General features: G+C 69.7%; 26 protein-coding genes and 1 tRNA gene. 14 read left to right on the forward strand and 13 right to left on the reverse strand.

Annotation, left to right across the window (positions count from 1 at the left end):
- Nucleotides 1-38 precede the first annotated feature (38 nt).
- Nucleotides 39-129, reverse strand: a tRNA-Ser gene (locus tag Pme01_RS25165).
- 281 nt (nt 130-410) lie between these two features.
- Between Pme01_RS25165 and Pme01_RS25170 the strand changes: the two genes are divergently transcribed.
- Nucleotides 411-1,697, forward strand: a complete 1,287-nt coding sequence (locus Pme01_RS25170; RefSeq protein ID WP_168113931.1) for an EcsC family protein — start codon at nt 411-413, stop codon at nt 1,695-1,697.
- A 93-nt stretch (nt 1,698-1,790) separates the two neighbouring features.
- Here Pme01_RS25170 and Pme01_RS25175 read toward each other — a convergent pair whose 3' ends face one another.
- From Pme01_RS25175 to Pme01_RS25185, 3 genes are all read right to left on the reverse strand, one after another.
- A complete protein-coding gene (locus tag Pme01_RS25175) occupies nt 1,791-4,241 on the reverse strand; it encodes a S8 family serine peptidase (RefSeq protein ID WP_168113930.1) in 2,451 nt (816 codons plus the stop codon).
- Between the two features lie 202 nt (nt 4,242-4,443).
- Nucleotides 4,444-5,211 carry a CPBP family intramembrane glutamic endopeptidase gene (locus Pme01_RS25180; RefSeq protein ID WP_168113929.1) on the reverse strand — a complete coding sequence of 256 codons (768 nt, stop codon included), beginning with the start codon at nt 5,209-5,211 and terminating at the stop codon, nt 4,444-4,446.
- 35 nt (nt 5,212-5,246) lie between these two features.
- Nucleotides 5,247-6,227, reverse strand: a complete 981-nt coding sequence (locus Pme01_RS25185) for a pyridoxamine 5'-phosphate oxidase family protein (protein ID WP_239088454.1) — start codon at nt 6,225-6,227, stop codon at nt 5,247-5,249.
- Nucleotides 6,228-6,547: 320 nt separating this feature from the next.
- Here Pme01_RS25185 and Pme01_RS25190 point away from each other — a divergent pair, with 320 nt between their 5' ends.
- The gene (locus tag Pme01_RS25190; RefSeq protein ID WP_168113927.1) at nt 6,548-7,660 is read left to right on the forward strand and encodes a globin domain-containing protein; all 1,113 of its coding nucleotides are present in this window, start codon (nt 6,548-6,550) and stop codon (nt 7,658-7,660) included.
- Between the two features lie 3 nt (nt 7,661-7,663).
- On the opposite strand, the gene Pme01_RS25195 is transcribed toward Pme01_RS25190, so the two are convergent.
- Entirely contained in the window at nt 7,664-9,295 is a 1,632-nt protein-coding gene (locus Pme01_RS25195; RefSeq protein WP_168113926.1) for a peptide deformylase, read from the reverse strand.
- Between the two features lie 345 nt (nt 9,296-9,640).
- On the opposite strand from Pme01_RS25195, the gene Pme01_RS25200 reads away from it, so the two are divergent.
- From Pme01_RS25200 to Pme01_RS25210, 3 genes are all read left to right on the forward strand, one after another.
- A complete protein-coding gene (locus Pme01_RS25200; protein WP_168114097.1) occupies nt 9,641-10,360 on the forward strand; it encodes an IucA/IucC family C-terminal-domain containing protein in 720 nt (239 codons plus the stop codon).
- A 157-nt stretch (nt 10,361-10,517) separates the two neighbouring features.
- On the forward strand, nt 10,518-11,402 hold the full coding sequence (locus Pme01_RS25205) for an MEDS and STAS domain-containing protein (protein ID WP_168113925.1): 885 nt from the start codon (nt 10,518-10,520) through the stop codon (nt 11,400-11,402).
- Nucleotides 11,399-12,313, forward strand: coding sequence for an anti-sigma factor RsbA family regulatory protein (locus Pme01_RS25210; RefSeq protein WP_168113924.1), 915 nt, complete (start codon nt 11,399-11,401; stop codon nt 12,311-12,313). The genes Pme01_RS25205 and Pme01_RS25210 overlap by 4 nt, the downstream gene beginning before the upstream one ends.
- On the opposite strand, the gene Pme01_RS25215 is transcribed toward Pme01_RS25210, so the two are convergent.
- The gene (locus Pme01_RS25215; protein ID WP_168113923.1) at nt 12,314-14,185 is read right to left on the reverse strand and encodes a DUF6311 domain-containing protein; all 1,872 of its coding nucleotides are present in this window, start codon (nt 14,183-14,185) and stop codon (nt 12,314-12,316) included.
- 159 nt (nt 14,186-14,344) lie between these two features.
- On the opposite strand from Pme01_RS25215, the gene Pme01_RS25220 reads away from it, so the two are divergent.
- The 3 genes from Pme01_RS25220 to Pme01_RS25230 all read left to right on the forward strand — a co-directional run bounded on the left by Pme01_RS25220 (nt 14,345) and on the right by Pme01_RS25230 (nt 16,542).
- A complete protein-coding gene (locus tag Pme01_RS25220) occupies nt 14,345-15,331 on the forward strand; it encodes a DUF2267 domain-containing protein (RefSeq protein ID WP_168113922.1) in 987 nt (328 codons plus the stop codon).
- A gap of 223 nt (nt 15,332-15,554) precedes the next feature.
- The gene (locus tag Pme01_RS25225) at nt 15,555-16,073 is read left to right on the forward strand and encodes a hypothetical protein (protein WP_168113921.1); all 519 of its coding nucleotides are present in this window, start codon (nt 15,555-15,557) and stop codon (nt 16,071-16,073) included.
- Between the two features lie 190 nt (nt 16,074-16,263).
- Nucleotides 16,264-16,542 carry a hypothetical protein gene (locus Pme01_RS25230; RefSeq protein WP_168113920.1) on the forward strand — a complete coding sequence of 93 codons (279 nt, stop codon included), beginning with the start codon at nt 16,264-16,266 and terminating at the stop codon, nt 16,540-16,542.
- A 1-nt stretch (nt 16,543) separates the two neighbouring features.
- Here Pme01_RS25230 and Pme01_RS25235 read toward each other — a convergent pair whose 3' ends face one another.
- The 5 genes from Pme01_RS25235 to Pme01_RS25255 form a co-directional block, all read right to left on the reverse strand.
- Nucleotides 16,544-16,801, reverse strand: a complete 258-nt coding sequence (locus Pme01_RS25235) for a hypothetical protein (protein WP_168113919.1) — start codon at nt 16,799-16,801, stop codon at nt 16,544-16,546.
- Nucleotides 16,798-17,013, reverse strand: a complete 216-nt coding sequence (locus tag Pme01_RS25240) for a hypothetical protein (protein WP_168113918.1) — start codon at nt 17,011-17,013, stop codon at nt 16,798-16,800. The genes Pme01_RS25235 and Pme01_RS25240 overlap by 4 nt, the downstream gene beginning before the upstream one ends.
- Before the next feature lie 198 nt (nt 17,014-17,211).
- A complete protein-coding gene (locus Pme01_RS25245) occupies nt 17,212-17,706 on the reverse strand; it encodes an OsmC family protein (protein ID WP_168113917.1) in 495 nt (164 codons plus the stop codon).
- Between the two features lie 36 nt (nt 17,707-17,742).
- Nucleotides 17,743-18,453 (reverse strand): DUF1775 domain-containing protein, encoded by a 711-nt coding sequence (locus tag Pme01_RS25250; protein WP_168113916.1) that lies wholly within the window; start codon nt 18,451-18,453, stop codon nt 17,743-17,745.
- Between the two features lie 56 nt (nt 18,454-18,509).
- Nucleotides 18,510-19,646, reverse strand: coding sequence for a hypothetical protein (locus tag Pme01_RS25255; RefSeq protein WP_239088455.1), 1,137 nt, complete (start codon nt 19,644-19,646; stop codon nt 18,510-18,512).
- A 1,469-nt stretch (nt 19,647-21,115) separates the two neighbouring features.
- Here Pme01_RS25255 and Pme01_RS25260 point away from each other — a divergent pair.
- Genes Pme01_RS25260 through Pme01_RS25285 form a run of 6 tightly spaced genes read left to right on the forward strand, consistent with a single transcriptional unit; the run spans nt 21,116 to nt 25,191 of the window.
- Entirely contained in the window at nt 21,116-22,420 is a 1,305-nt protein-coding gene (locus Pme01_RS25260) for a magnesium transporter MgtE N-terminal domain-containing protein (protein ID WP_168113914.1), read from the forward strand.
- On the forward strand, nt 22,417-23,166 hold the full coding sequence (locus Pme01_RS25265; protein WP_168113913.1) for a glycosyltransferase family 2 protein: 750 nt from the start codon (nt 22,417-22,419) through the stop codon (nt 23,164-23,166). Before Pme01_RS25260 ends, Pme01_RS25265 begins: the two co-directional genes overlap by 4 nt.
- A gap of 43 nt (nt 23,167-23,209) precedes the next feature.
- Entirely contained in the window at nt 23,210-23,362 is a 153-nt protein-coding gene (locus Pme01_RS25270; protein WP_203935856.1) for a hypothetical protein, read from the forward strand.
- Between the two features lie 41 nt (nt 23,363-23,403).
- Nucleotides 23,404-23,733 carry a hypothetical protein gene (locus Pme01_RS25275; RefSeq protein WP_168113912.1) on the forward strand — a complete coding sequence of 110 codons (330 nt, stop codon included), beginning with the start codon at nt 23,404-23,406 and terminating at the stop codon, nt 23,731-23,733.
- A 44-nt stretch (nt 23,734-23,777) separates the two neighbouring features.
- On the forward strand, nt 23,778-24,869 hold the full coding sequence (locus tag Pme01_RS25280; protein ID WP_168113911.1) for a WXG100 family type VII secretion target: 1,092 nt from the start codon (nt 23,778-23,780) through the stop codon (nt 24,867-24,869).
- A 16-nt stretch (nt 24,870-24,885) separates the two neighbouring features.
- Complete coding sequence (locus Pme01_RS25285) at nt 24,886-25,191, forward strand: hypothetical protein (RefSeq protein ID WP_168113910.1); 306 nt, start codon at nt 24,886-24,888, stop codon at nt 25,189-25,191.
- A 415-nt stretch (nt 25,192-25,606) separates the two neighbouring features.
- Here Pme01_RS25285 and Pme01_RS25290 read toward each other — a convergent pair whose 3' ends face one another.
- Nucleotides 25,607-26,329, reverse strand: coding sequence for a GntR family transcriptional regulator (locus tag Pme01_RS25290; RefSeq protein WP_168113909.1), 723 nt, complete (start codon nt 26,327-26,329; stop codon nt 25,607-25,609).
- Entirely contained in the window at nt 26,304-26,585 is a 282-nt protein-coding gene (locus tag Pme01_RS25295) for a hypothetical protein (RefSeq protein ID WP_168113908.1), read from the reverse strand. Before Pme01_RS25295 ends, Pme01_RS25290 begins: the two co-directional genes overlap by 26 nt.
- Nucleotides 26,586-26,917 lie beyond the last annotated feature (332 nt).

Raw genomic sequence — 26,917 nt, forward strand, 5'->3', positions numbered from 1 at the left:
TCATTGCTGCTCGGCTAGTGTACACACCAGTCGAAGCGCGGAGGCTCCGGGATTCGAACCCGGGATGGGCTTTAAGACCCAAACCGCATTAGCAGTGCGGCGCCATAGACCAGACTAGGCGAAGCCTCCATGGTGACCACGGGGGCCACCGCCGACCGAGGATACAGGGAAAGCCCCTGGCCGGGCAAAGCGGGTATCCCGTCGGCAAGTCGCTCTTGGCGGCCGGCCCCTACCACCGGGCGCAGGGGGCGACCACTCATCGAGGGACACCATCAGAGTGTGGTCTTCATGACAGTTTAGGCGTACCGCCCCCGCACTCCGGGCGGCAGCCGGCGCCGTGGTCCGGACATCGTCAAAACCCGATGGCGTTTCAGCGCGCACCCCCGCCTGTACAGCACTAATCTCGGACCATGGAGGACGACAAGACGGCGGCGACCCCCCGTAAGCGCGCCGCCAAGGCGAAGCCGAACGATACGTCGGACCCGTCCGCGGCGGCCGAGCAGGCGACCACCGGCGCCGGCAGGACCCCCCGACCGCGCAAGATCCCCCCAGCCACATTCGTCCCACCGGTCCCGCCCGACGCGGCGGCGGAGCCGAAACCTCCCGCGAAGGCGGCGGTCGGGCGACCTGACCCGACCCCGCCGGCGCCGAGCCAGCGGCCGGCAGACCCGACCGAGACGAGCGCCACACCTGCGGGGTCGGGCGCCGCCCGGGCCGAACGGCGGCCGCCGGCCAAGAAGGCAGCCGCGAAGGCGGCGAAGAAGGCAGCCAAGAAGGCCACACCGGCGGCGCGGCCACCACAAGATCAGGTCCAGCCGTCCGCCGCACCGGCGGAGAGCCCGACGCCGGCGCCAGCGACCGCCAAGAAGGCACCCGCGAAGAAGGCCCCCGCGAAGAAGGCCCCGGCGAAGCCGGAGGAAGCCACGAAGCCGGTCGAGGCCGTCACGGCGGAGATGACGCCGAAGCCGGTGGACGCCGTGAAGCCGGCCGAGGCATCGAAGGTGATGGCACCGCTCACCGCCCCGGCGGTACCCCCGACGCCGATCGCTGCGCGACCAGCCCCCACCCCGCCACCGACCTCGGTTCAGCGGCACCTGTGGCCGATCATCAAGACAAGCCCCGGGTACGCGACCGAACTGCTCGCGCTCGCCGCGGTCGAGCGGCTCGGCCCGCAGGCGGCCGACCACCTCAGGTGGCTGCGCGACACCTATCCGGGCGCGGACCCCGACGGGCTGGCCCGGATCGCGGCTGCCCGGTCGGTACGGCAGGCCCGTACCCAGGGAGCGATGGCCGGCCTGGTCGGACCGCTGGCCGTCTTCGCGGAGACGGCGGCGCTGCTGTGGCTCCAGGCGCGGCTGGTACTCGACATCGCGGCCGTGTACGGGCGGGAACCGGCCGACCCCGACCGCGCGGCGGAACTGCTCACGTTGCTGGGGGTACACCCGGACGCGACGGCGGCCCGGCAGGCGCTCGCGGTGGCCCGCGAGGTCGTCGACGACGGACCCGACGGTGGTTACGACGCCCCCCGCGTGACGGTCCCGCTGGTACGGGTCGCGGGGCGCGCGGTGATGCGGATGAGCACCGCGCGGCAGGCTGCCCGGATCGTGCCGGGCGCTGGTGCGGCGCTCACTGCGATCCTGGACGGCCGCAGTACCGAACTGCTGGCCGCGCGGGCCGCGAAGCTGTACAGGGGGTAGCCGCCGATGTCCGGCTCAGGAGCGGATACCCGATCAAAGCCGATGCCCCGGCTACCGCGAGGGTAACCGGGGCATCGAACGGGGGTGGTGGCGTCAGATCTCGGAGGCGAACGCCGCGCTGGCGCCCGGCCGCGTGATCTTCGGCGCGGTGGCGTCGACCGGCCGCACCGCGATGGGGCTACGCACGGCGTGGCCGCGCGTGTCCCTCCAGGTGAGCGAGCCGAAGGCCCAGGCGTCGGCGGCGGCACCGGTCCGCTTGATCGTGACCTTGTAGGTCACCGACTGGCCGGGACGTACCACGATCACCGACGGGCTCACCGTGACCGACAGGCCGGCCGGAGCCTGCACCTTGACCGTGTACGTGCTCGCCCCGGAGACGTTCGTGACGGTACGCGTGATCGTCTGCTCGCCGGCGAGGTCACCGACCGCGATGGACGGGTAGTTGAGGTTGCTCGGGTCCATCTTGCCGATGTACGGGCAGACGTCCCAGCCGGGCGCCGGCCCGACCTTGAAGGGCACGCCGACTCCGCACATGTACCGGATCCAGTCCAGCGGGTTCGAGTCGTACACGAGACCGGGGTCGAACGCCGGAGCCGGGCTGACGTGACCGGCGCCGAAGTCGAGCGGGTTGGCGTCGGCGCCGTCGCGCTGGATCGGCTTGCCCGCGTTGTCGAGCTGGTACGCAGTGGTCATCATCGCCGACTTGACCGCCATCGGCGACCAGTTCGGGTGCTTGGCGATGATCAGAGCCGCGATGCCGGAGATGTGCGGCGTGGCCATGGACGTACCCGACATGAGGTCGAAGTCCTGGCCGTTGTGGCTGGGCGGGGCGACGGCGGCGAGCACGTCGACGCCGGGCGCGGTGATGTCCGGCTTCAGCAGGTCACCGCTGCTGCTGACCGACGGGCCGATGGACGAGAACGCGGCCATCTCCGGCGCCTCGTTCTTGACCTGGGTGGCCGGCGACAGCGAGGCGGTCGGGTTGGCCGTACCCGCGATGTAGGCCTTGATGGCCGCACCGGCGGTCTGGTCCACGTGGATCGACGGCACGTAGTGGAAGTCGGCGTTGAGCGAGTTCGGCGACGGGTTGTACTGGATCATGCCGACGCCGCCGGCCTCCTTGACGGCCTTGCTCTTGTCCACGCGGGCGACGACGCCGCGCTTGCAGAGCACGATCTTGCCGGTCACCTTGACCGGGTCGAGTGTGCCGGGCGTGCACAGTTCGACGGCGGTGGCGTCCTGGCCGGCCGCACCGGCGTTCACCGAGTCCAGCAGCGGAGCCGAGACGGCCTCGGTACCGAGACCGGCGCCGGTGTACGAGGCACCGTTGCCGAGCGTCACCGTCTTGCTGTATCCGCGGTCGTGGGTGCTGGCCGCGACCGTCGTCATCCACGGCGAGGCGTTGTCGACCGTGGCCGCGCCGGCCGCGCCGTTGTTGCCGGCGGCGGCGGAGACGAAGACGCCCGCGGCGGCGGCGTTGAAGAACGCCTGGTCCTCGGGGCCGATCGCGTCGTCGTCGTCACCGATGGAGTAGCTCAGGATGTCGACGCCGTCGGCGACCGCCTGGTCGATGGCGGCGACGATGTCGACCGTGCCGCCCTGGCCGCCGCTGCCGTCCGCGGTGGTGTAGAGCACCTTGTAGATGGCCAGCCGGGCGGCCGGCGCCATGCCGGAGATCCGGCCGATGTTCGAGCCGTTGACCGCCGCCATCACGCCGTTGTCGCCGGCCGCCGTCGAGGCGGTGTGCGAGCCGTGGCCGTGGTGGTCGCGCGGGGAGTGGAACTCGCCGGGGTTGGCGTCGCCGTAGCCCTCGGCGTTGAACCAGCGGGCCCCGATCACCTTGTTGTTGCACTTGATGGGGCCGGTGTCACCGGTCTGGCACTTCTGCGCCGCGGTCGCGCCGGTGCCCCACTTCGCGTCGATGGCCGCCTGGTCCGGGCGCGGCTCGGGCAGCGGCGCGAAGCTGGGGTTCTCGGGCCAGAAGCCGGTGTCGAGGACACCGACGATGACACCCTCACCGGCGTGCGCCGGGTCGCCGAACTGCTTCTGCCACACCCCGCCGGGGCCGTCCAGGCCGAGGAAGGACGGCGTGCTGACGGTGCTGACGTGGTGGACCTTGCTCCGGAACACGTCGACCACGCCGGGCGTGTTTTTGAGCTTGGCGACGTCGGTCAGGGTCAGCTTCGCGGCGAACCCGTTCCAGGTGGTGCTGTACTCTGCGATCGTCTTGTGGTCGACGCCGGCCGACTGCCGCACCTTCTTGTGCTGGTCGAGCAGGTACTGACGGTACGTCTGGTAGGCGGAGGAGTGCCGGTCCAGCTTCTTGCCCTGCTCCGGCTTGGTGGCGGGGATGTTCTGGACGCCGCCCTCGTAGCCGGCGATCGACGCGCCTTGGGTCTGTACGAGGTAGAGAGCCGCCGGCTCCGCCGGTGCCGCGGTGGCGACGGCTCCCCCGGGGGTGAAGAGCCCGAACGCGGTGACCGCGACGGTGGCTACTGCGAGCGCGGCCGGGCGGCGACGCCCGGCCCGTGAAGATAATGACACTGGTCTTTGAACCTCCGTGCCTGCCCGCCCCATGGACCACCCACGGAGCGCTGCCGGGCGACGGCCGATGCCGCACTCCCGACCAGGTGGGTGCGAGCCCACGTGGGCGGCAGCATATTAGGTCCCACCTATGTGCGGAAGTCACCGTAGGGTGCACCTGCGCAAAGCGTAGGGTGCGTCCGCGCGAAACGTCTACAAAGGACTAACGCAGAAACGCGAATCGATGGGCGAAGAACGCGTACCCGACGAACGACACGATGTCGAGGATCGCGTGCGCCACGACGAGCGGCGCCACCCGCCTCGTACGTAGGAAGAACACCGCGAACACCACACCCATCACGGCGTTGCCGACGAAGGCGCCGAACCCCTGGTACAGGTGGTAGGAGCCGCGCAGCAGCGCGCTCGTCGCGACGGCGGTGACGGTCGAGGTGCCGAGTTGGCGTAACCGGGTGAGCAGGTACCCGACGACGACGACCTCTTCGAGTACGGCGTTCTGCAGCGCCGACAGCACGAGTACCGGAGCGGCCCACCACACGTGCGGCAGCGCCGCCGGCACCACGGTCGCGTTGACCCCCACAGCCCGCGCGAGCAGGTAGAGCCCGAGGCCGGGGATGCCGATCACGGCCGCCAGTACCGCCCCCGCGGCCAGGTCGAACGTCGGCCTACGCCGGTCGATACCGAGCCTGGTCCATACGCCGTGCGGGGAGTCGTCGTCACGGGCGAGCAGGTGCAGGGCGAGCAGCGCGGGTACCAGGGCGAAGAAGATCCCGAGTAGCTGGTACGTGAGGTCGAGCCAGGGCCGGCCGGGGGCCTGCGAGGGGTTGAGGGTCGCGTGCTGCTGGCTGAGCGGCTTGCTCGCGGTCAGCTTGGCGATCAGCGAGACGGCCGCGTACACCGCCGACGCACCCAGCGAGACGCCGAGTACCAGCAATACCTCGGCCCGCAGGACCCGCCGACGATCACGATCCACGCGCCCACCTTAGACGCGGTACGACGACCGGCGGGTCAGCGATCCTCGCCGGACCTCGGCCGGTGACCCAGCAACCCCCGCAACCGCCGGTGCCGCCCCGGCGAGCGGCGTCCCGGTTCGGTCAGCGTGGGCACGGTGGCCGCGGTGGCCTCGGTCGCGCCCGGAGCTCGGGCCTCATCGGACGCCGCAGCCGAACCGGTAGCTGCAGCCGCACCGGTAGCTGTAGCCGCACCGATAGCCTCGACGCCGTCCGGCGCCTCGGACAGGTCGGGCTCGGCGGGGCCCTCGGACGGGTCCGGCTCGGCGGGGCGACGCGCCGCCGGAGCCACCCCCGACGCGGCAGAGGCCGCCTCGGGTGCCGCGTCCGGCGCGGTAGAGGCCGCCTCGGCCGCCGCATCCGGCGCCCACGGCCGCTGCTCGCCGGACGCCTGGAAGAAGTCGCCACCCTTGCGCCGCACGTCGTCGGTGCCCCACGCCCGTTCCCGCGGCGCCTTCACCAGCCGGGGGATGTGCTTGGCGCAGTGGATGTACGCCTCCTCGACCTCCACCACGACCCACCGCTCCGGGCGCCGGCCGGGGATGTCGTCGGCGTCGAGATCCTCGTACTCCGCGCGCATCGCGGCGTCTTCGATGATCGTCGCGCGGCCGTTGACGTGCAGGCCGATGACGCTCTGGGTGAAGTCCATGAACAGCAGCCCGACGTGCGGGTTCTCACTGATGTTGCCGAGGCTCGCCATCACGCCGTTGCCCCGGTACTCCGGCCAGGTCAGTCGCTGGTCGTCGAGTACCCGTACGAAGCCGGTCGGTCCGGCGCGGAATGTGTTGTCGCATTCGCCGTGAGCGTCGGAGGTCGCGACGAACATCATCTCCTGCGCGACCACGAACTCGCGCATCGGTTCGTTCAGATGGTCGAGCACCTGCTGGGAGTAGAAACGCTGGGCCCGCTCGGTGGTTCCGTACCGGTCCTGCAGTTGATGTTCACCGGCCGAACCCGGCCAGGGGGTGGTGCGGTCCACGACGCTCCTCGGATCGGATGACAAGGGGTCCCCGAACGCACGGACCGCATGACCACACGTGCACACGATCGCACAGCGAGATGGAAATTGCATGATCCATTTGTCCTGATCGCACACCCTGTGCGACGACCGCCAAACGAGCGTGAGCACTCTTGGTTACGGCACGCGCACGACACATGACCACACACCCCATGACCAGCACGTGCCATGGCCATACCCACGGATGGAGCCGATTCGCCTAGCGCCGAACCGGCTCCGCCAGGTCCGACCGACGCGGTCACCCCGCGCGTCGTGAGGACCAAAGACATCAGAGGGCGTCGATGTACAGTATGTCGCGGCTGTTGAAGGAGAGCTGGACCCTAGTTGAGGAGCAGCAGGACAAGGTCGCGAGGCATTTCTACGCCCGCATCTTCCTGTCCAACCCCCAACTGCGGGACCTCTTCCCGGTACAGATGGACGTGCAGCGGGCACGGCTGCTCGGCGCCATCGTGAGCGCCGTGCAGACGGTCGACGACCCGGAGCGCTTTGACGAGTACCTGCGTTCGCTCGGCCGCGACCACCGCAAGTTCCACGCCGAGCCGGAGCATTACGACCTCCTCCGCGGCGCGTTGCTGGAGGCCCTGCGCACCTACGCCGGCGACCAGTGGTCGCTGGAGTACGAGCAGGCCTGGCGCGACGGGTACGACAGGATCGCCCAGGCGATGATCCGTGGTGCCGAGGAGGACTCCGACACGCCGCCGTTCTGGCACGCCGAGGTGATCAAGCACGAGCGCCGCAGCCGCGACATCGCCGTCTTCACCTGCCGGCCGATGCAGGCGATCGAGTACGAGGCCGGCCAGTACCTCAGCCTGGAGACCGGCTACCAGCCGCGGCTGTGGCGGATGTACTCCCCCGCCAACGCCATGCGCGAGGACAACACGATCGACTTCCACGTGCGCGCGATCGGGGCCGGCTGGGTCTCCAGTGCCCTGGTCCGCCGGCTCAGGGCCGGCGACATGCTCCGACTGGCCGCGCCCATGGGCTCCATGACCCTGGACCGCAGCTCCAGCCGCGACGTGGTCTTCGTCGCCGGCGGTACCGGCCTCGCGCCGATCAAGGCGCTGATCGAGGAGCTGGCCCGGTTCAACCGCAACCGCTGGGTACACGTCTTCTTCGGCGCCAAGGACCGTGACGACCTCTACGACCTGGAGGCCCTGACCGAGTTCGCCTCCCGGTACCCGTGGGTGCAGGTGGTCACGGCGTGCAGCGACGACCCGACGTGGAGCGGTGAGCAGGGCAACATCTCCGAGGTCATCGCCCGCTACGGACCATGGAACAACCACGACTTCTTCGTGTCGGGCTCGCCGAAGATGGTCAAGGCGACGATGCGGACGCTCGCGGAGCTCCAGGTGCCGTCGATGCGGATCAAGTACGACGCCTTCGGCGATCTGTAGGCGTCAGTACCGCCACGGGCGGCCGGTCTCCCGGTACTCCTCCACGGGTACCAGGAGGGAGCCGGGCGGCATCCGGTCGACGTAGAGCCGCCCGTGCAGGTGGTCGATCTCGTGCAGGACGAGCCGGGCGAGGTCGCGGTCGTACCGGTTGACCACCCGGGCGCCGTTGGGCAGCGTGGTCTCCACCGCGACCCACAGCGGCCGGCTGACCAGGCCGCGGACGTCGAAGAACGACAGGCAGCCCTCGTACTGCTCGTCCAGGTCCGGCGACGTCTCCAGGATCCTGGGGTTGAGCAGGATGATCGGCTGCCGCTCCGGGGCGGCCGGGCGTACCACCGCGGCGGCCCAGCCCAGGTTCAGCTGCGGCGCCGCCAGCCCCACCCCCTTGCGGAACGGGTGCAGCGCACCGACCCGGTCCAGCACGGCGAACAGCCGGGACACCACGCCGCGCGCCACCAGTTCCTGACGGGGAAGGTCGAACGTGCGGGCCTCGTCGCGCAACGCCTCGGCGCCCCGCTGCACGATGCCGACCGCGCGCATCCGGTCACTGGCCCGGACCTCCGTGCGCGGGCCGGCGTCGGTGTCGCCGGTGTGGGCGTCGCCGGCGACCGACTCGGCGTCACTGTCACCGGCGACCGACTCGGTGTCGCTGTCGACGGCGGCCGACTCGGCGTCCGGCCGATTCGTCGCCCCGGGCCGGCCCCGCGACCGGAAACGCCACTCCAGCCGGTAGCGGGCGTGCAGCAGCGGGGTGTCGGTAGTCCAGGAGAAGAGCACGCGGTCGTCGGCGACCTCCTGCTCGATGGGGGTGTGCAGCGGTACGGACTCCGCCGACAGCGACGTCTCCACGCCCCAGACCACCGGCCGGGCCGCGACCGGGAACGACAGCCGTACCGTCAGCTGCCGGGTCGGCAGCCGGACGGCCCGTTGGAACCACTGGCCCCACTTGTCGACGCCGACCCGGTAGCTGTACTCGATCTGCGTGCGCTGCCCCGGGTAGAGCGGAAACCGGCTCTCGGCGTTCTCGAACAGCAGCCAGACCTCCTTGAACGCGTCCCGGTCGGTCTTGGGACGCCACTCCATCTCCTCACCGCCGGTCCACGCCCGCAGCCCCAGCTCGTCCCAGCTCAGCGGGTGGTCGTGGTAGTGGCGGTTGGACAGGTCCGGCTGCTGCGGGTACCGGTCGACGGCGATGCGGATCAGGTAGCGGGCGACCGGCTCCCGGCCGCCGTTGTAGAGCATCCGCCGGACCCGGCACACGTACCCGCCGTCGGTGTAGGACAGCTCGGCGACCTCCCGCTCGACGATCAGCCCGACGCCGGGAGGCAGCCACTGCTCGAGTACGGGAGGGTCCCGGCCCGCCGCGCCGACCCGCGCCCGAGCCCCGGCCCGGAGCTTGTCGTACTCCCGGAACCGCTGCCAGATCGCACCGTCGGCGTGCAGGACGGCCTCGGCCCGGCGGGCGAAGTCCTCGGTCGGGCGGTGCCGGCGCGCCTCGACGTGGCTGACATAGGACGGGTCGAAGCCCATCGCGGCGGCGAGGTGCTTCTTGGACATGCCCCGGTCCATGCGCCAGCGCACCAGTTCCGCCACGAACGCCTCGCAGGCCCGCTGCGCGGGCGAGTCGGCGCTCATCCGCCTCCCCGCCGATGTGAGTAGCTCTCTGATCTGATCAGTGTCACCGGGACGACAGCGGTCCGGCCGGGGGCGACACAATCCTGACAGACCCGTTGACAGCTCACTATGGGTTGATAGACGCTGGACGGTCCGTCATCAACCTGTCCCCTTCCCCACACGGTTGGTTAGGCTTGCCTAAATTGAGCTATGGTGGGCGCTTGAGATCGCCGACCGGGGGTACGTGAGCAGGGTGACAGGCAGCAGCGGGTACGGCCGACGGCCGCATGGCGGCAGCCGGTGACGGCCGCCCTCCGGCCGGCCCGGGTCTCGCCGCTGGCCCCCGTGCTGGACGCCGTGGCCGCGATGACCGGGCGCTACGCGGTGCACGGCCTGGCCGAAGGCCTCTACGTGACCGACCGCGCCGGCTGGACCCCGGCTACCGAGATCGTCCACGGGTACGCGTTCGACGACCTGCTGGCCACCGCCGAGCGGCGCTGGAACGCCTCCCCGCACGTCGCGGCCGCCCTGGCCTGGAAGTGCTACTCGTACTGGACCGCGCTGCCCGCGCTGCTCGGCTTCGCCACCGCCCGCCGGGTGCCGCTACTGGAGCCGGAGAAGGTCCTGATCCAGTACGCCGACCACCAGCCCTTCCTGCGCGCCGGCCTGACCGATCCGGACCTGGCCGTGCTGCCGACGGATCCCCTCGCCACCCTCGACCTGCCCGGCGTACGGGTGGTCCGCGACGAGGCCGCGCTCCTCGACGCGCTGCGTACCTCCCTGATCGAGGCCCACCTGGCCCCGGTCGTCGAGCGACTGCACAAGCGGACGCACCTCGGCGCCCGTACCCTCTGGGGCTCGCTGGCCTCGGGGATCGCCCACGGCGTCTCCCGTGCGGCGGATGTGGTCCCCGGCTCCACGCTGGGGGTCGCCAATACGCTGCTGGACGGCCTGGACCTGGGTGATCTCGTGGACCTGGCCCCGCGGGGCGCCGGCCGCCTGGAGGTCCGCCGGCGCACCTGCTGCCTGGCCTTCACCCTGCCCGGGGCCCGGATCTGCTCCGGCTGTGTGATCACGACACCGTGAGCGGAGTCACACTGTCCCTGCCGATGTCTGATCACGGCACCGGACCCGATCCCGGCGCTGTTTACCCGCCTCGACCGATTGGGTAGCCCCATCCCTAGCGCGACATGGTCGACGCCGATCACCGGTAGGTTGACCTTCGTCAGCACGGGAGGTGAACGTGGTCCAGTCAGGCAAGGCAAGGCAGGTACGGAAAGTACGGCTGGGTGACCACCTGTGCCTGCCGTTCTCGAACGACGAGGAGCGGCGCGAGGTCCTCACCACGTACATCGTCGACGGGCTCGCCCGGGGCGAGCGCGTCATCTACTACGCCGACCAGACCAAGCCGGACATGGTCGGCTCCTGGCTCGCCGAGAGCGGCGTCGAGGCCAGCCGGATGGTCGACGAGGGCCATCTGCAGATCCGCCCGATCGACAACGGCCACCTCTCCGGCGGCCGGTTCGAACTCGACATCGTGATCACGACGCTGTGGGTGGAGGTACGGCGGGCCCGCGACGCCGGCTACCCGGGGGTCCGCATCAGCCGCGAGATGACCTCCGAGTTGGCGCAGGTACCCGACGAGCGGGCGCTCCTGGAGTACGAGCAGCGCCTGTCGAGTGTGTTCCACTCCCGCGAACTGGCCGCGATCTGCCAGTACGACCAGCGGCTGTTCGACGACGCCGCGATGACCGGACTGGTCGCCTGCCACCCCCAGCTGGTACAGATCGACCCGCTGCACGACGACCGCCGGCTACGGATCATTCCCACGTACGCGCCCCGGGGCCTGCGGATCGTCGGCACGGTCGACGTGATGACGGTGGGGGCCTTGACGACGACGCTGAACCGGGCGACCCGGTGGCCGGAGGCCGATATTCACCTCGATCTTGGTGGACTCGAATTTATCGACGTCGCCGGGGTACGAGCGATTGTGCGTGCCGCTGCCGGTCTCGAAGACGGGCGGCATCTGGTCATCCAGCAACTGGCGCCCGGTCTACGTAAAGTGTTCGCAGTTGTCGGTTGGGACCGCGCGCCCGGACTGCGATTCGGTGAGGAGGTGGGCGTGTGACCGGCTCCTCCCTGATCCATCAGGCCCTGCTGTACCAGGACGCCCAGCAGTTTCTCGCCGCCGTCCTGCCCTTCATCACCGAAGGTCTGGACCGCGACGAGCCGGTCCTCGCCGTCACCACCGAGACCAACTGCGGCCTGCTCCGCGGCGAGCTGGGCAAGGCGGCCAACAACGTGCAGTTCGTCGAACCGGCGCACTGGTACGACGCGCCCGGCCGCACGATGGCCGCCTGCCACCGGTACGTGCAGGAACGCCGGGACGGACGGGAGCGGGTACGGGTCATCGGCGAGCCGGTGTGGAACAGGTGGGACCGGCTGGAGACGGCCGGGTGGAAACGGTTCGAGGCCAGCCTGAACATCGCTCTCGCCGCCGCACCGGCGTGGATGATCTGCTCGTACGACCAGCGGGAGCTCTCACCGGAGGTGCTCGCCGACGCCCGACGTACCCACCCGCAGCTCAGCGGCGGGCGCGCGAGCGCCGAGTACGCCGAGCCGTCCGGGCTCTGCGCCGAGTGGCAGTTGGAGTTGCCGCCGCCCGAGAAGGCGCACGCGACCCTCGACTTCGACGGCGACCCGGCCCCCGTACGCAGGTTCGTCGTCTCCGAGGCGGCACGGCTGGGACTGCCCGGCGGCCGCGTCGACGACCTGATCCTCGCCGTCAACGAGGTGGCGACGAACGCGATCCGCCACGGCGCGGGCAGCGGGCAGGTCCGGCTGTGGCGCGATCAGCGGTACGTGCTGTGCGAGGTGTTCGACCCGGGCCAGGCCACCGAGGGCCTGTTCGGGGTGGTGCCACCGAGCCCGGACAGCGAGGGCGGGCACGGCTTGTGGATCACCCGCCAGCTGTGCGACCTGGTCGAGATCCGGACGTTTCCGACCGGCACCACGGTCCGGCTGTACATCCGCCTCTGATCACGGGACCCGCCAGACCCAGGTGTCCTCGATGTGCTGCCCCGGGCCGAAGATCTGCTCGGCGGCGTCGTGCAGGACGGCGGCGTTGGGCGCGTCCTGCGGTAGCAGCAGCACGCTCGTGTGCCAGTCGCGCAACTCCCGCAGGCAGTACGAACGCTCCTGCTCGCTCAGGACGGTCGGGCTGTCCCGCGACTCGGCGAACACGGTACGCGCGAAGGACGCGCCGGTGCCGAACGCCGCCTGCTTGTCGTCGCGCCTGGAGTCGGGCCCCAGGAAGTACCCGCCCAGGACCTTGAAGCTGAGGCCCTGCTGGGTCTGCCACCGCATCGTCCTCAGGTCGCTGTTCCAGCCGAACGGCAGGATCCCGACGGTGTCGCCGCCCCGGATGTGGTCACGCCAGGCGCCGGTGGCGAAGAACCGGGGCGTGGGCTGCCGGTCCGCCACGGTCAACGGGGTCGGCGCGATCGGCAGGATCGCCACCACGAGGGCGCCGATCCCCAGTACCCGAAGGGGGGTCCAGAACCGGCGAGCCGCGTCGACGAACCCGCCCGCCGGGGCCTGCGTGCTCCCCTCGCCCGCCTCGCGCGTCGGGGCGCCGTCGATCATCAGCCGTTGCACGAACAGCGCCAGCAGTACACCCACGATCGGGACTGCGACGAGCGACAGCCGGGTCGGCACGACGGTGTCCAGCAACGGCAGCTTCGAGAGCGGGTCCCACGGCCCGACGACGGTGGTCTTGTCGCCGTCGACGACGACGTGCCGCCCCAGCGACAGGAGCACGAACACCGCACCGGTCACGGCGAGGGCACGCACCGCCGCCTGGCGCCACAGCCACCCGACGATCATGACCACCAGGACCGTCAGGCCCCAACCGTAGAACGTGTTCTGCTCGGCCACGCCCTGAGCCAGGTGGTCGGCGCTCGCCGCGCTGCCGGCGAGCGACTGCTGGGCGTACGACACGTACGAGGCGAGATCGGTGTTGTAGTCGAGCACCCAGTCGGGCAGGCCGTGGTAGCTCTGCCGGCCGAGGAACTGCCGGTACAGCGGGTAGGCGATGACGACCGACACGACCCCGGTGGTCAGCGCGAGGCTCAGCAGGGCGTTACGCAGCACGGGCCTGATAACGTCCGGCCGCTGCGCCCAGTACACCAGGACGAAGGTGCCGAGGGCGAGCGCCGCGAGGAGCAGGACCTCCTCGTTGATGAAGATCTGGTACGTGACCAGCCCGGCCAGCAACAGTCCGGTGCGAACGGGGCTGCGAGCCGGCTGCCGCATGCCCAGGACGACGAGCACGATGAAGGGCAGTACGAACTGGGCGACCACGTTCGGGTGGCCGGTGCCCTGACCGAGCATGCCCGGGGCGAACGCGCAGAAGGCACCGCCGACGAACGCGGCGACCCGCGACGAGACGACACGCCGCGACAGCACGTGGTACCAGCCCAGGGCGGTACCGAAGAACGCGCCGGTCAGCATGATCCGGAACGACACCGGCGCGCCGAACAGCGCGGTCATCGGCGCCAGCGGCAGCGCCAGCCCCCAGGTGGACGTGTTCGCCATCAGGTTGACCCCGAACGGCGCGTTGAGCAGGTCGGTGAAGAACGGGTCGGCCAGATGCCGGACCGTGTGGACGGCGTTGGTCAGCATCCACTCGAACTGGATCTGGTCCTGCTGGTTCTCCCGCAGGATCGCGCCGGTGGGATGCAGCCACAGCCTGGCGGTCACGCCGAACGCCATCAGCAGGTACGCGGCGGCGGCGAACCAGTCGCGGCGGCGGGTGTCAGCCACCGCGGTGGACGCCGATCCGGCCGCCGGGCTGGGCGCGCGAGCGCCGTCCCGCCGACCGCCGACGAGGGTGGCGGGCTCGGTCGTCATCGGTCGCCCAGTCTACGAACCCGGCAGCGTTCATCGCTACCCGTCGGCCGTAAACAGCGCGCGACATGTCTCGACATGTAAGGCGTATGAACAGCGCTTGACGCCAAGGATCGCTTGACGCCAAGGATTAGGCCGCCAACCGCGGGGAAGCTCACCGCAATGGGTGGCAAGCAGATGGAAGGCGACAACCAGCGCCGCCGGGCGCTTGCCCGGCGAGCCCGTGAGGAGGGCCGGGCGCCGAGCGAAGCCGGGGTCACGCTGGGCGCCTCCAAGCAGCCCGAGCACACCGAAGGCGCGCATCGCCAGGGCCCTCCGCCGGCCGGCCCGCACAAGCCGGTGCCCCACAGCCCGACGCCGGCAACCCCTCCCCGGCAGAGTTCGCCGTGGCCCAAATGGGATCCAAAGGACCTGGGCGTGGTTGCGGACAACCCCGGTTGGATCCAGTACCGCGAACTGGTCAGCCAGGTTGGCCGCCGCGCCGACCTGGACTTCGATCACGCACGCCTGGCCGCAGAGGCGACCACCACCGTGTTGGCCCGTGCCCTGGACGACAAGGACCGCCAGCGGTTCCTGGACGGCGTGCCGGACGAACTGCACGACGACTTCGCGATCAACGTGCCGTACGCCCCGCTGGACCTGAACGGCTTCCTGATCCAGGTCGGCACGATGGTGCACCGCGAGCGCGACCAGGCGCGGTACCAGGCGCAGGCCGTCCTGAGCACCATGAACGAGCAGGACCACGAGCTGATCGAGTCGCTGGACCTGCCGGACTACGTCCACGACCTCCTCACGCCGCCGCCGATCGGGGGCGGCCTGGTCACCGGACCCACGGAGCAGCCGCCACCGCTCACCGACGGGGAGCTGCTCGAGGCGCTGGCCCAACTGCCGCGGTGGTCAGGCGACCGCCGCGCGCTCTTCCGGGACATCGTGCTGCCGCCCGAAAACCTCGACCGGGTACTGCTCCGACTGCTCCAGCTGCGCCAGGAGGTCGGGCGCGCACCGCACATCGGGCGGCTGCGCCCGGACACCGCAAGGATCGTGGTGCGCACGACCAGCGTCGATGCCGTCACGCGGCTGGACGTCGAGCTCGCCCACGACGTCGACGACGCCGTCCTCGAGGCCGGCGCCGGCATGTCGGCTGGTTGACCGGTACTCCGACCGCGGGCGCGTCGGCCGGTTTAAGTCGACCCGCCATGGTCAGTGATAAGCACGCGAAGTAACGCGAAATACCGCCGCGCGCCCTTCCGCCACGGCGACCAATCGGTAACAGCGCTTGTAGGTTCTTCGGCTCGTCCGTCATGTCGGTCGGACGAGCGCACGCACCAGGAGCGAACACCTTTGCCGTCTGGGAAAATCGGGAAGGGAAATCATGACTTCAGCCACCAGGCAGGACGAAGCGCGTGACATTCGCGAACCGCAGGAGCAGGACGACGGACAGCGGCTCATCCAACCCCTGCTGCTGGCCGCGCTGATCGGTCATCGCAAGGGGCCCGTCGAGGACGTCAGCCCACTGGTGGTCGCCATGATGGGCCGCCGCCGCGAGGAGCGCGGCGATGACATCAACCCGCTGGTACTGGCCCTGATGGCCCACAGACGAGAGGAGCGGGGTGACGGGATCCACCCGCTCGCGCTCGCGATGATGGCCCGCGGCCACGACGGACGCGTCGGAGGCGACCTCAACCCGCTGGTACTGGCTCTGATGGCCCGCAGGCGGGACGAGCGGGACGACGACGTCAACCCGCTCGTGCTCGCCATGATGGCCAGGAACCACGAGGAGCGCGGCGACGGGATCCACCCGCTCCTGCTCGCGATGATGGCCCGCGGCCACGACGGGCGCGTCGCGGACATCAGCCCGCTCGTATTCGCGGCGATGTCCATGCGTCATTGACGGTGGCGACAATTTCCGTGAACGCAGGGGCGGCACCGTCGCGGAGACGATCCGCGGTTTCCAAGCGCCGCCCTCCAACCGCCGGCATTTCCGGCAACGGGGGACGCCTTCAGACTCGGAGGTCATTATGGCGGGCAGGTCCGACACGGCCACGGTAGAGCCGCTGTTGGAGGAACTGATAAAGGAAATAATGACCAGCACCGGATCGGATACCACCGACGGATCGCACCACGAGGACGCCATAACGGCGGCTCTCACCGAAGCGGCCGCGATGTCCCTGACCCGTACCCTCTCCCAGGCGTCCGGGTTCGAGAAGGTCCTTCTGGTCGGAGCCCTCGCGCCGGCGCTCGCGGACGCCCTCGCCCCCGCGCTGGCAAAGGCGCTGGTCCCCGAGATCGTCAGGGCGCTGAGCCAGGTCTGCGGACTGGACGCGACCGCCGGGGAGTCGGTCCCTGGGGCGAGCCACTGACTCACCCTCGCCGCGCCGGACCCGGGTCGCCCCGGCGGTACGGGTCCAGCCAGCCCAGGAAGCGCAGGTACAGGTCGCCGGCGCGGACGTCCGGCAGGTCCTGCGCGGCGGCGCAGAACGACGTACTCATCAGCAACGCCAGGCTGACCCGCGCCCCCTCGTACTCGGCCGCGAGCTGGCTGCGCCGGGTACCGCACGGCCAGGGCTGCCCGCATCCTCCGCACCGCCAGCCGGGGCGGACGGGGTTGTGGTCGCTCACGGCTGGGCACCATGGTCTTCCTTATCGGCCGGGCCTTCCCCGTTCGCCGCATCGTCCCCGCCGGCCACGCGCTCCTCGGCCAGGGCCGCGGTCAAGGTCTCGCACGGGTGGATCTCCGCTCCGCACGAACAGCCGAAGACCACCCTGCTCCCCTGCCGGTTCGCGCTCGGCCGGTGAAAGAACTTGATCCTTGCGATCTCCTCCGGATCCACGACAGCCTCCCCTGCCCCAATGGAACATGAGCCGGGGCAACGCCGGCCGTACCGGTGAGAACCCTAGAGATAGGGAACACCCGGGGGGAGGAGCCGGAGGAGTGTGGGCCAGCGGTGGTGTCCGGTTCCCGACAGAGAGCCGGGGCGCAGACGCGGCTCGGCCGCTGATTCCGCGTTCATGGCAGCGACGCTATGACCTCACATCGCGTCAGGTGCAAGGTCCGACGGCACCGAGGCGACGGGCTCGTGGCGTACCGGGAAGTTGACGGAGTTCGCGATGAAGCAGACCTGGTGGGCATCCTCGTGCAGCGCGGTCGCCCGCTCCACCATGTCCGCCGATTCGACGGTCACCCGCGGCCGCAGCACCACCTCGGTGAAGTGGCCGCCGCCGTCGGCGGTCTCTGCCATGACGCCGCGCGGAGTGTCGCTGTACCCCGTCACCACCACGCCCGCCACCGCACACAGATGCAGGTACGCCAGCATGTGACACTGCGACAACGCGGCGACCAGCAACTGCTCGGGGTTCCACCTGTCGGGTTCGCCACGGAAGGTCGGGTCGGACGACCCGGGCAGCGGCGGCAGCCCGGGCGCGGTGACCTCGTGCGCCCGGCCGTACGCCCGGTAACTCGACGTACCGGTACCCCGGTCGCCGGTCCAGGTCACTGTCAACTCGTACGTGTGTGTCCTCGGCACTGGCAACCCCCTCGGTCATCCGTGAGGGTAGCCCGGCTACTCCGAACCGGCGGGCAGCGCGGCGCGGCGGACCGCTCGCAGGATCAGCCACCCGTCGAGGCCCAGGCCGGCGGCGAGGCCCAACAGGAGGCCGGCACCGAGGATCCCGTACATCCCGTCGCTCTTCTCCGGGGTGGCCGGCGCGGCGGCCGGTGCGTTGTCGCCGTCGTGTTCGTGACCGCCGACCGCCCCCTCGTCCACCAGCGTGACGACCGGCGCGCGGTGGCCGGGCTGATCCGCCCACCGCACGACCTCGCCGTCTGAGTACGTCTGGACGAGGGAGAACGCGATCCGGTCGGTCTGCGGCATCGGCCCCAGGGCGATCGTCAGTACGACCGCCCGACCCGGGTTCGCCGGCGGATCGCCGACCCGGCTCCAGGTGATCGCGGCCGCCACCTCGGTGGTACGCGTGCCGTGGATCAACTCGACGGGTTGGTCGAGCGTGCGGGTCGTGGTCGACGGAGCCCAACCGTCCACCGACAGGGGATAGATCTCGGCGATGGGCGTCGCCTCCGGGGCCACCAGCTCGACCTTTGTCGTGTACGCGCCCGTCCGCTCCTCCGGTACCTGGAACGCGAGCTCCGCCGACCCGCCGCGAGGTGCCGCGGACGGGGTGACGGTGACGTCTGCGGCGGCGGGCGACGCCAGGGCGACCGCCGCGACCACCGCACCGAACGCGACCACCGCGGTACGCGGGATGGGAATCATGTGGGCCTCCAGACGCGGTGGCGGGGCAGTTCCGTGCCCCGTCACCGCGCCGACTGTCAGTTGACGGTGATGCGTACGACGTCGAAGGCGGGCTGCTGGTTGGCGCGCTGCATCATCGGCAGGCGGTGGCTGCCGTCACCGGCCCACGAGGCGCACTGGGCGATGCCCCGCTGCGGCAGGCCGGGCACCTGGATGACGATCTGGTCCGGCTGGGCACCGCCGGCGTTGTCCTCGGTCGCCACGAAGAACGCCGGTACGGGCGCCGGATCGGGCGCGACCTGGGTGTCCTCGAGCATCCGGCAGGAGGTGTGGAAGTGGCCGCGCACCAGACCCTGGGCGTTCAGCTTCGACATCTCCACGTAGTAGCCGCCCTGCCCGGCCGCCAGGAACCGGTCGCGGATCAGGTTTCGGGTACTGACCCGGATCGTGAACGGCTGGTTCACCCGTACCTGCTGGGGAGCCTGGGTGATCAGCAGCGAAGGGTTCTTCGCCGCATCGGCGACCTCGCCCATCTCGGTGTCGACGCACCGGTTGCCGTTCTGGAAGCCGTCGTGCGTCTGAAGTCGGCTACCGCCGCGGCAGCGGTCGGCGAGGATGTTCAGCCCATTGCTGCCGCCGTTGTTGCCGTTGTTCGCGCCGCCGTTGTTGCCGTTGCTGCCACCGTTGTTGTTCCCGCCGTTGTTCTTGGGCGGGTTCATCGTGCAGCCGGTCAGCCGTTCCAGGCCGGCGGGTTTGGCCTGCCCCATGGCCGCGACGATCCGGTTGATCGTCGCCGTGCGCCTGCTGTTCAACTGAGCCATCACCGCGTTGGCGGCGTTGCTGGCGTTGTTGTTGGCGGCGGCGTTGTTGGCGGGGCTCGCCCCGCCCTGGGCCGGGGCCTGGCCGGTCGCCAGGCGCTGGTTGGCGTCGGCGATCTGGCCCTCCAGCTGGGCCAGTTCCTGATCCACCTGATCCCTCGCCGCCGCCGGTACGTTCGGCAGCTTGTCAGCCACCGGCGGGCAGTTGACCGTCGGCGGGGTGTTCGACGGGCAACCGGGGCGGGGTTGCTGGCCGTCCCCCCAGTGGCTGCGGACGTTGCGCCCGTTCTGCTGGGTCGTCGTCGTGTCCTGGCCGTTGGGAGCCGCCGGACCGGTAGCGGACGGGCCACATTTCGCCGAGGCCGCCGCCAACCGCTGTTCTTTTGCCGACGACACCCTGGCCACGGTAATGAGGGCGCCGGCCACCACGAGGACGGTGGCCACCGCGACGATCCGCCTGTTTCTACTGCCGCGGGGCCGTCCGCGCCGTTCTGCCGACCGGTTCATGAGTGGCTACCTTCTCCTTCGTATCCAGGGCGGCGCGGTGGCGTCGTCCGTGGGGCTACGGGGCGTTCGCATGATCTCCGGCCGTTGCCGGCATGCGCCCACTCTCATCCGCGACGAGTACACGCCGCACCTTGCCGAAATTGAAGCTAAAAGCGCGTCCGGGCATGAGCAAGCTCGCCAAGCAGTTTCAAAGGATGCCTTAAGACAGACTTATACCTGTGTCGATTGGCGCCGAATACGGCTTCATGAGGAAGTGAGAGACGATCAGCGGAGGACGGCGTCCGAAGCCAATGCGCGCGGTGCCCGGAGAAGCGATTCTGACACGACAGGAGGTACGCCCACTGAAGGCACCCGGTGGCCTTTGTCGTCGCACGTCCGGCGGCGATGAGAACAGGCTCCGGATAGCCGGAAACGGCGCGGAAAAGCGGGCCTCGTCGACTGGATCCGTCAGCCGCCGGCCAGGCTCAGGTCTGTCGTGAAAGTGTGGGTGGTCGCCTCCGATCGATCATGTCCTCGTCACACCTCGGTAGTACGGACGCGCGAGGCTGCCGGTTCAACCCGTCTCAGGAAAGTTGCGCCGTGCTCTCCGGGTACGGCGACGACCTGCGCAACCGGGTCCATCCTGTCGACTCCGGCCGGGTAGCAGCGCGCCCGTGAACCGAAAATGCACGGTGGACCCTTTTAGCGGATTACTACCTTTAGCCCGTTTCGTCGGGCGTCACAGTGCCACGAGCCGGCTGATGCCGGCCCTCGCCGCCACGGGTCGCAGGTACGTCGATCCACCGCGATCAGGCCGTCACAGCTATCGCTTTTGCGCCGCATCATCGGAGCCGTGGGTCAACGCGAATCTCCCGCTCCGCCATTGCTTCAGGAAAGCGGAGTGGCGGGCCCGACCAGAACGCCGTCCCGATGCGTCTGGACAGTCCAATGACGGCACGCCGAACGCCCAACAGCAGGTCCGGCTCGATTTCCACATGATCCCGAAGGATTCGCCCGGAGCTAGTGGAACCCTTCAGAATCATGGTCAGCCGCACCAATCCCCAGGCACCTGTCGGCGTAAAGGAACGCGAGCGCGCGACCCCGGTTCAGATCGAGGCACATCACGGTGACCGCTTCCCGACCGGTGACCGGCGGACGGAGGGCCGGGACTATCCGCGCGGGTCGGCCTCTCCATGTCCGACGTTCATGACCGGACACGGCAGGACCCTCACGGTCGATCCGCAGGAGACAACGAAACCCGTCTTGACCAGCAGGTACACGGAAATCTCCGCCGCATGCCGTACGCTGACGCCCAGCCAGCCGTCTCGGCCACCATCGGACGGCATCGGACACTGCCGGACGACTCTGGAAGGACCGCAGTGACGCAGACGGTGTCGTCAACCCTTGAACCCCGCCCCGACGTCGTGGCGTCGATCGCCGAACTCGGACGGCAACTACACAGCCTGCGGGTATGGATGGGCAAGCCCTCCTTCCGGACGCTCGAGGCCGAGGCCGCGCGAATCAGAAACAACGGCGACGCGATTTCCGCACTTCCCCGCAGTACCGCCGCGGATGCCGAACGTGGCCGTCACCTACCGCGACTCGAATCTGTCGAGGCATTCGTCCGGGCGTGCGGTGTCTCCGATCCGGAAGATATCGAGCGGTGGCGGATGGCGTGGCGCCGGGCGGCCACGGACGGCAAATCCGCCGCGCCGACGGATATCGCGGATCGGTCCCATCCCAGCGGAACTGATTCGGATCCGGGTCGAATCGAATCGGAAAGCTCGTCTGTCGGCTTCTCCACCGCGGAACGACTGGCGGCAATGCCGGTACGGAAGGCAGCGGACGTGTTGACCGCCATGCTCGTACCCGATGCGGTGGTGATCCTTGCCGCCATGGACGCCGCCGCGGCCAGTCGACGACTGAGGGCGATGCCTCCCGAGAAAGCGGCCACGGTACTCGCCGAAATGGATGAACTGCTCGCCATCGAGCGCATCCAGCCGATGGAGCCCACCGCGGTCGGCGCGCTTTTCGAACACATGACTCCACAGCGCCTTGCCGAGCTGGTGACCGAGTCGAAGGACGTACCACCGAAATGGGTCGCCATGGCCCTGGCCGCAATACCGGCCGAGCGGGCGGGCGCGGTTCTGTTGGAACTGCCCACCCTTCACGTGATGGCTATCCTGACCGTAATGCCGGCCGACCGGGCAAAAGCGGTACTTGCGCAGATGCCCACCCAGCCGGCAATGAAGGTCCTGGCACAGTTGTCTCCCGACCAGGCAGCGGCCGCCTTGACGGAACTACCGGCCCAGCAGGCGATGGCGGTGCTACGGGAATTGCCGATCGAGCAGGCGGCCGACGTATTGGCGCAACTACCGCCCCAGCAGGTGGCCATCCTCCTTGCGACGCTACCCGCCGGACACGCCGCCGCCATATCGGCAAAGCTTCCGCCCCAGCAGGCGACGGCCGTTCTGGCGAGACTTTCGGCGCCACGGGCAATGGCCGTACTGAACGAACTGCCGACGCCGCAGGCCGCCATTCTCCTGACCGAACTGCCCACCCCACGAGTGATGGCTGTTCTGGCGGTGATGCCAACTGAGCAATCGGCCGAATTCCTGGCGAACATGCCGCACGCGGCCCGGGAACGTATTCGAGCGGAATTACAACTCCAGGACCGGTCGTGACGAACCTGATTTCGGTAATCACCCCGGTGCACGAGCCCAGCGTTCGGTACCTTCCTGATGCCTATGACTCCCTCGTGGCGCAGGAGCTGCCGGCGGGTTGGGCATGGGAATGGGTCGTGCAGGAGGACGGCCAGACCGGAACGGTGTCGGCCGCCCTGCCGGCGGACCCTCGGCTATCTCCCGGTACGGGGCGCAAGGGCGGCGTCGCGACGGCCCGCAACATGGCGCTGGCGCGGGCCGAGGGCTCATTGGTACGGGTACTCGACGCCGACGACCGTCTCACCCCGGGCGCGCTCGCCCGTGAGATCGCGGCGTTCGCGCAGTCGCCTGCTCTCGGCTGGACCACCGCGAGCGTGCTGGACCTGCTACCGGACGGATCGACGGTCGGCTGGGAGCACACGGACCCGCCCGACGGCCCGCTTCCGTACGCGTACGTCCTGAACAATTTCCAGCAGAACAACTATCGGCTCCCGGTCCACCCGGCCACCCTCTGCCTGCGCCGGGAACTGGCGGTGGCACTGGGCGGCTGGATGGCGCTGCCCGGCGGCGAGGACACCGGTCTGCTGCTGGCCGCCTCCGTCGTCGCCGACGGCTACTTCATCGGTAGGCCCGGCCTGCTCTACCGCAAGCACCCCGACCAGATCACCGGTCAGGCCACGTGGACCGAGCCGACCGAGTGGAACGCCCGGATGCGTCTCATCGAGGCCCGAGCTCACGCGCTACGGGACCTCTGGCGGCAGCGGTAACCGGGGGTGTCCCCGTACTCACGCCGGTGGCCGCGCTCGGGCTGTGCGTCGTGATGATGGCGCGGCGAGCGCACGTCTGCGCCTGCACGAGCCGCGCAGCGTGACCGCCAACGCGGTGCTGTTCCGCCTGGCGCTGACCGTGGCGATCGGGCGCTTCGCCGGCCTGTCCCGGCGGCGACCAGGGGTTGGCCTTTGACCGCTACCCTGACGGCGGTTGGGGGCCCCTGAGGAGTGAGCGTGTCGTACCGCCAGACGTTCATGGAGGATGTCCGCCGTCAGTTGGCGGCGGAGACGGAGAGCGATGCTATCCGTCGAGTGCGTTTCTTCGGTGCTGGCCTGTCCATCCCTTTCGGGCTAATAGGCATCGCCGGGTTCCTGGCGATGGCACAAGCCGACATGCCATGGGCCGCTGCACCCGGCTGCCTGGTGATGCTGGCCGGCGGTGTGCTGGGGATCTGCTCCCAACGTAAGGCCGATGTCTGGTCGTCGCGACGGCTCGGCGCATGGGCGGCGAGCTGCACGGTGGTCGGCTTCTTGGAGTACTTCCTCGTCAACTGGCTGACCTGACCCCCTCAACCTATCCATGTTGATCTCTGCGGGGGGAGACGCACGTGACCTTTACCGTTCAGCCGGGCTTGCTTGACGGCTACGCCGGCCAGGTGGGCAGAGGTGCGGATCACGCCACCGCCGTGAAGCGGTATCTCGGTCAGTACAGGATCGACGGCGGTTGGAACGGCGGACTCATCGAAGCGGTACGCGATGCGCATATCAGCTCCATGAGCGTCGCCGCCGCGATGGCGGGCAAGGTCGCCGGCATCCTGCACACCAGCCAGGAGGGGCTTTCCGGGGCGGCGACCTATTACCGGACCACCGACGCGGCCGCCGCCGCGCGAGCGGACGCAGCAATGTCGGGCCGGTGCGCGAGCAACCCGACCGCTCTGGAGAAGGAGTGGGCGTCCAACGCATGCGCTCCGTCTTTCCTCGACTCGCGAGAGCCGTCCGGGCGGCTCAAGCCGGTCGATGACGTGGAGTACACGCATCCGCTGGCCTTTCTGGACAACATCAGCCTGTCCAACTGGGCGCTGAAGGGCTTCGACTACGTCCTCGGCTTCAACCCGTTGGACAGGGTCTCAGAGTTCCTCGTCGGTGACTGGCAGGCCGTCGCCAAGGCGGGTGTGGCGATCGGCCGGGCTGCCGACGCGCTGCACGACCTCGGATACAACGTCCAGGGTGGCGCGATCGCGCTGCGAGGCGGCTGGGAAGGCACCGCCGCTGACGCCGCTTACCAGCACTTCACCGGTCTCGCGGGCGGTATCAATGACCTGGTCGACCCGATGCGGGAGATCTCCAAGCAGTTCGACTCCATCGCCCACGGCGTGTACAGCCTGTCGGAAGCGGCGACCGGCTGGGTCAAAGGCATGATCGATGCGGCCATCATTGCGGGCATCGCCGCCGCAGCGGGCACCGTTACTGCCGAGACCGGAATTGGTGCGGTGGTCGGATACGGCGTCGCCGCCTACGAGGTGGCCCGGATCCTCGATCTATGGGGCAAAAGCACCGCCGCGATGACCGATCTCTACGGCGCCGTGCAGGGCGCCGTCGGATTCATCGAATCGCAACTGCACCGTCTTCAGAGTGCGGACCTACCCGATCTGTCTGGCTACCCCGCCTACCGCCACCCCTTGGCCGCGGTCGCAAACTGAAACAGGAGGCTTCGGCATGCACGACAGCGTGTACGAGATGGCCGGCGACGATCCCCGTCTGGCCAAACTGCTGCGCGCCAGCCTCACCAAGCTGGCCGCCGGCCCGGACGGACGGCTGAAGGAGCTGGCGGACGGGGTTCTCGGCGGTCATGTCGACCTGCGGCAGGCCGCCATGTCGGACGCCTACAGCGACGAGCTCGGAGCAGCGTTCGGGCGGTTCTGGTCGCACTACGAGCAGCTCGACCAGCGGGAGCGAGACGAGCTCGTGGGACAGACGGAGCAGCAGCTCGACAATCTGCTCGACGAACCGCGCCCCAGCTGATCCCACCGGAACGTCGCCAGGCTGCCGCGGCGAGTCGGCCACAACGGGCACCGGCAGGGCTCAACAGGCCCGGTCGCCATGAACGACGAGGACAGCCGGTACGGCTGCACGTCGGCGGCGATCTTCACCTCGGCCTCGGTGGACCGGCCGAACCTGCCGGCGTCCGGGTCCTGGTCCATGACCTTGACGACCCAGATCCGCCGGCCGTGCTCGTCGCGGGCCTGGTTGTCGTCCTCCCGCAGACGGTCGAAGTCGACCAGCTTGTCCGCGCTCAGGTACAGCGCCCCGTGCGGGAACACGTACTCGCATGGAACCCGAATCTTGATCGAGTTCGGTACCACTGCCCTTTCCCTCCTGCTGAACCTCGCTTCAGATGCTTGACTACTTGACTAGTCGAGTGCTTTTGCGTGGTCTTCTACATCGCAGGGAAGACGGCGTCGAGTGGTCGCCGATTGGTGGCGATCACTGCGTCGACGGCGAGCACGGGACGGCCGCGCGACAGTGCCCTGAGCAGGACGGTTGTCAGGCAGTCGCGTCGGTCGACCTTCAGCAGGGTGGCCTCGGCGGGATGCGGCCGGCGGGCGGTGATGTGGACCGCGATGTGGTCGGCGGCGGTCGCGGTGCGCTGCGCGACGTGGTGCAGGAGATCGTCGGCGACGAGGCGACGGCCGGCGAGGGCACCGGCCACTTCGGCGCGGGTGTACACGGTGGACAGCTCGACCGGGCCGAGTTGCGCGGCGGCGACCAGGCGGCGCCGGATCACCACGGGAGTGCCGGTCGGTACGTCGAGCGTGGCCGCGGCCCGAATGGGGGCGGGTACGGTGACGACCGAGAGCAGGGTGACGGTCGCTGGATCTTCGGCGGCGAACATCGCACGCAGCGCCTTCGGGACACGCCGCCCCGGCGTCGACGGCCGGTCGAGCACGATCCGGCCGACGCCCTGTTGACCTTCCAGCCAGCCCTGTTGGCGCAGCAGTTCCAGGGAGCGCACGACCGTCGCGCGGGATACGCCGAACTCCCGGACGAGATCGGCTTCGCTGGGCACCTTCGTGCCGACCGGGTACGTGCCGTCCTCGATGCGACTCTGGATCGCGTTGACGATGCGCAGGTACTTAACGGGCGGCGGCTTGATCGGCATGTGACGGTCCCGTCTGCGGTCGGGCCAGGGCGGCGACGGAGACAAGTGCCGGGGTACGCGCGATGACCCGTCCGGATGCATCGAGGGCGTCGCCTTCCACCCAGGCCCAGTCGCCGCCGTACCAGAGGGAGATCTCGACACGGACGCACGCGACCCGGAGGGTCAGCGGGTAGTCGATGTACTGGCAGTCTCCGGGTGCCAGCCGCAACACGCGTCCGACCAACTCGCGGGCCGGTACCGGAAGTCTCGGCGGCATGCATGCGGAGCGGAATGCCGTACCGGTTGCGGTCACGTACCCCGCACCTCGCCGGCGGTTTGGGTTCGGCGTGAACCATCCGTACCACCGGTCGCAGTCGGGCAACCGCTCGTCACCCGGCCACGGCGAACTCACGACGACGCCCGGCGGTCGTCGGCGGCATCGGTCGACGCTGCCCTACCCCGTCTGTCCGTCCATCGGCCGCACGCGGCAGCCAGACCAATACGGCCGAGTTCGCGGCACGGGCAGGGAAAGAAGTGGTACGGCCGGCAGGCCGCGCACCAGCCATCCATTGCAGGTCTATGGTCGGTGAACACCCGCCAGGCCAGTTG

This window comes from Planosporangium mesophilum, assembly GCF_016863255.1.
GTDB lineage: Bacteria > Actinomycetota > Actinomycetes > Mycobacteriales > Micromonosporaceae > Planosporangium > Planosporangium mesophilum.